The sequence below is a fragment of the Kitasatospora sp. NPDC057518 genome, assembly GCF_042802075.1.
GTDB lineage: Bacteria > Actinomycetota > Actinomycetes > Streptomycetales > Streptomycetaceae > Kitasatospora.
In genome coordinates, this window is the sequence record NZ_JBHVEU010000647.1 from 1 (window position 1) to 3496 (window position 3496).

Genomic DNA, 3496 nt, shown 5'->3' on the forward strand with positions numbered 1-3496 from the left:
GCGTACGGTCGGAGCGTTCCGGTGACCGCCCAGGGGAGGACCATGAGCGCCGCGACCACGACCGCCGCCGAGGCCGGGCCCGGCGCCGCGACCGCCGTTCGGGCCGAGCCGCTGCCGCCGCCCGGCCCGGGCCGGCTGCGCCTGCTCAGCTACAACATCCGCTCGCTGCGCGACGACCGGCGGGCGCTGGCCCGGGTGATCCGGGCCTGCGAGCCCGACCTGGTCTGCGTCCAGGAGTCCCCGCGCTACTGGCGGCCCGAGGGCCAGGCCGCCTGGCTGGCCCGGAGCACCGGGACGGCCGTCCTGGCCGGCGGCGGCCGCACCGCCGCGGGCCCGCTGCTGCTCGGCCGGCCCGGCGCGGTGGAGCTGCTGGGGGTGCACGACCGGCTACTGCCCAAGACCCGCGGCCTGCACGCCCGGGGCTTCGCCGGCGCGCTGCTGCGGCTGCCCGGCACAGCGCCGTTCACCGTCACCAGCTGCCACCTCAGCCTGGACCAGGAGGAGCGGTACGGGCAGTTCGAGCTGCTGCTCGACCAGCTCGGGATCGCCGAACTCGGCATCGTGGCAGGGGACTTCAACGAGCACCCGGACGGGCCGGGCTGGCGGCTGCTGGCCTCCCGGCTCCAGGACGGGTACCCGACCGCGCCCTGGGGAGGCGAGTTCACCTCCGTACCGGAGCGCCCCTACCAGCGGATCGACGCCGTCTTCGCCACACCCGGGATCACCGTCCTCGGCTGCGGGGTGCCGCACGGGCTGCCCGGTGTCACCGAGGCCGACCTGCGGGCCGCGACCGACCACCTGCCGGTGCTCGCCGTCCTCGAACTGCCGACCGGCCGACCGGACAGCCGGACAGGCGACCGGACGGACGGCTAGACGACGGCGCCGTGGTCCGGGTCCTCCGGCTCGTCCTCGTCACGGTCCTTCATCCGCGCGACCAGGGTGACAAAGCCGCCGAGGAAGGCGGTGATCCCCACCCAGGCGGGCCAGCCGGAGATCTCCCGCCAGACCACCGCGTCGACCAGCAGCAGCGCCGGGCCGCCGAGCACCGCCAGCCAGGCGAACTTGGCGGTCACGTCGGCGGGCGGCAGCGGCGGGGGCTCCGGCGGGACGAAGTGGCCCTCGTCGGTCTCCTCGGCCAGCTCGAAGTCGCGCGGGCCCGCGCCGCCCGCCGGCATCACCGGCCGGCCGGAGCGGGGGCGGGGCTGGGGGGCGAGGTCGGAGAGGTCGTCCTGGTCGCCGCGACCGCCGGGGCCGCCCTCCTTGTGGCCGCCCTTGAGCTCGTTCTGCGCCCGGAGGTTCTCGACCTCGGGCCAGTTCGGGTTGTTGAGGTCGACCGGGTCGTCGAACTGGGCCACTAGGGCGGCGAAGATCGCGTCCTGCTCGGCCTGGCTGCGCTCGGGCGCGCGGCGCGGACGGCGTTCGGCGGCCTCACCCGGGGCGCCCTCGGCGGTGTTCCCGGCGGAGCCCCCGGCGACGTCCTGGACGGGCGGGGGCGTCGGGGTGCCGTCCGGGCCGGTACGGTCCGTCGGCGCACCGCCCGGGGCGGCGGCGTTCGTCCCGCCGTCCTTGGTCGCGCCGTCCTCGCGGGGAGTCTCGTCCCCGCCGCCCGCCGTGCTGCTCTCGTGCACTTCCGGCCCTTCAGCCATGGTGATCGTCGGATTCGACCCGGGTGACGCCCGCCGCGTGCGCGGGAGCCAGCCGTCGGATGAAGTCCTGGCCGGCCGCGAATATTTCCGCCGCGTCGTGGTCCAGCGTCGCGACGTGGAAGCTGCGCTGGCACAGCCGCTCCGTCACGTCCGTCGAGGATATCCGGGCCAGCACCAGTTCCGAGTTGGCCGGCGAGACGACGTGGTCCTGCGGGCTGTGGAACAGCAGCACCGGCTGGGTCACCTCCGGCAGCAGCCGCTGGACCTCCCGCCACAGCAGGCTCAGCGACCAGGCGGCGTGCAGCGGGGTGCGGTCGTAGCCGACCTCGGTCACGCCGGCCCGGGCGATGTCATCGGCGACCCCGGGCAGGCTGGGGACCAGGTGGCGCAGCACCGGCAGCAGCGCGCTCGCGGGGGTGTCCGAGCGCACCGACGGGTTGACCAGCACCAGGCCGGAGACCGTCGGCCCGTGCAGCGCCGCGAGCCGCAGCGCCAGCGCGCCGCCCATCGACAGCGCGCAGACGAAGACCTGCTCGCACTCCTCGGCGAGCGCCAGCAGCTCCCGCTCGACCTCGGCGTACCAGTCCTCCCAGCGGGTGAGCTGCATGTCCTGCCAGCGGGTGCCGTGCCCGGGCAGCAGCGGCAGCGACACGGTGCAACCGGCCGCCGCCAGCTCGTCGGCCCACGGCCGCAGCGACTGCGGCGAGCCGGTGAAGCCGTGGCAGAGCAGCACCCCCACCGGTCCGCCGCGGTGGCGGTACGGCTCGGCACCGGGCAGCAACGGCATGGCGGACTCCTTCGCGGGCGGGTGGCGCTGGGGGAGGGGACGCTGGAGGGGAGGTGCTGCGAATTCGCATCGTCCCACGCTCCGCGCCGGGTCGTACACCCCCTACGAGCAGGCCGGGTACGGCCGCTTCGGCGGGGCCGGGCACAGCGGGCGGCCGCGGGGCATTAGGATCGACCGGTCCGCATAACAGGAGGCCCGGGTTGTTCTACCGACTGATGAAGATGATCGTCGCGCCACTGCTTCGGATCTTCTTCCGGCCCTGGATCGAGGGCGAGGAGAACATCCCCACCGAGGGTGCGGCGATCATCGCGAGCAACCACCTGTCCTTCTCGGACTCGTTCTTCTTCCCCGCGCTGATCAAGCGCCGGGTCACCTTCATCGCGAAGGCCGAGTACTTCAACACCCCGGGCCTCAAGGGCCGGCTGACCGCCGCGTTCTTCAAGGGCGTCGGCCAGCTGCCGGTGGACCGCTCGGGCGTGCGCGGCGCCGGCGAGGCCGCGATCCGCAGCGCCATCGCGGTGCTGGAGGAGGGCGAGCTGTTCGGCGTCTACCCCGAGGGCACCCGTTCGCCCGACGGCAAGCTGTACCGCGGCAAGGTCGGCGGCCTGGCCCGCGTCGCGCTGGCCACCGGCGCCCCGGTGATCCCGGTCGCCATGATCGACACCGAGAAGGTGCAGCCGCCCGGCCAGGTGGTCCCCAACTTCGGTATCCGCCCCGGCATCCGGATCGGCCGCCCGCTGGACTTCTCCCGCTACCACGGCATGGAGAACGACCGCTTCATCCTCCGTTCGGTGACGGACGAGGTGATGTACGAGATCATGCGGCTCTCCGGCCAGGAGTACGTGGACATCTACGCGACCGCCGCCAAGCGGCAGATCGCCGAGGACAAGAAGAAGGCCGACGCCGAGCGCCGGGCCGCCGCCAAGGCGGAGAAGGCGGAGGCGGCCGAGGCCGAGAAGGCGGAGAAGGCCGAGCGGGCCGCCGAGGCGGAGAAGGCGGCCGAGGCCGAGAAGTCCGCCGGGGCGGGCACCGCGGAGAAGCCGGAGAAGCCGGAGTAGGCGTC

At 74.4% G+C, this 3496-nt stretch carries 4 protein-coding genes; 2 read left to right on the forward strand and 2 right to left on the reverse strand.

Annotated elements, in window-relative coordinates; genetic code table 11:
- Positions 1 to 42 precede the first annotated feature (42 nt).
- Positions 43 to 873 carry an endonuclease/exonuclease/phosphatase family protein gene (locus ACFU7Z_RS37715; protein WP_380782619.1) on the forward strand — a complete coding sequence of 277 codons (831 nt, stop codon included), beginning with the start codon at positions 43 to 45 and terminating at the stop codon, positions 871 to 873.
- Here ACFU7Z_RS37715 and ACFU7Z_RS37720 read toward each other — a convergent pair.
- On the reverse strand, positions 870 to 1628 hold the full coding sequence (locus tag ACFU7Z_RS37720) for a hypothetical protein (protein WP_053112481.1): 759 nt from the start codon (positions 1626 to 1628) through the stop codon (positions 870 to 872). The genes ACFU7Z_RS37715 and ACFU7Z_RS37720 overlap by 4 nt on opposite strands.
- A 10-nt stretch (positions 1629 to 1638) precedes the next feature.
- Positions 1639 to 2433, reverse strand: coding sequence for an alpha/beta hydrolase (locus ACFU7Z_RS37725; protein ID WP_380782617.1), 795 nt, complete (start codon positions 2431 to 2433; stop codon positions 1639 to 1641).
- A 200-nt stretch (positions 2434 to 2633) separates the two neighbouring features.
- Here ACFU7Z_RS37725 and ACFU7Z_RS37730 point away from each other — a divergent pair, with 200 nt between their 5' ends.
- Positions 2634 to 3491 carry a 1-acyl-sn-glycerol-3-phosphate acyltransferase gene (locus ACFU7Z_RS37730; protein WP_074000901.1) on the forward strand — a complete coding sequence of 286 codons (858 nt, stop codon included), beginning with the start codon at positions 2634 to 2636 and terminating at the stop codon, positions 3489 to 3491.
- The last annotated feature ends 5 nt before the right edge of the window (positions 3492 to 3496 follow it).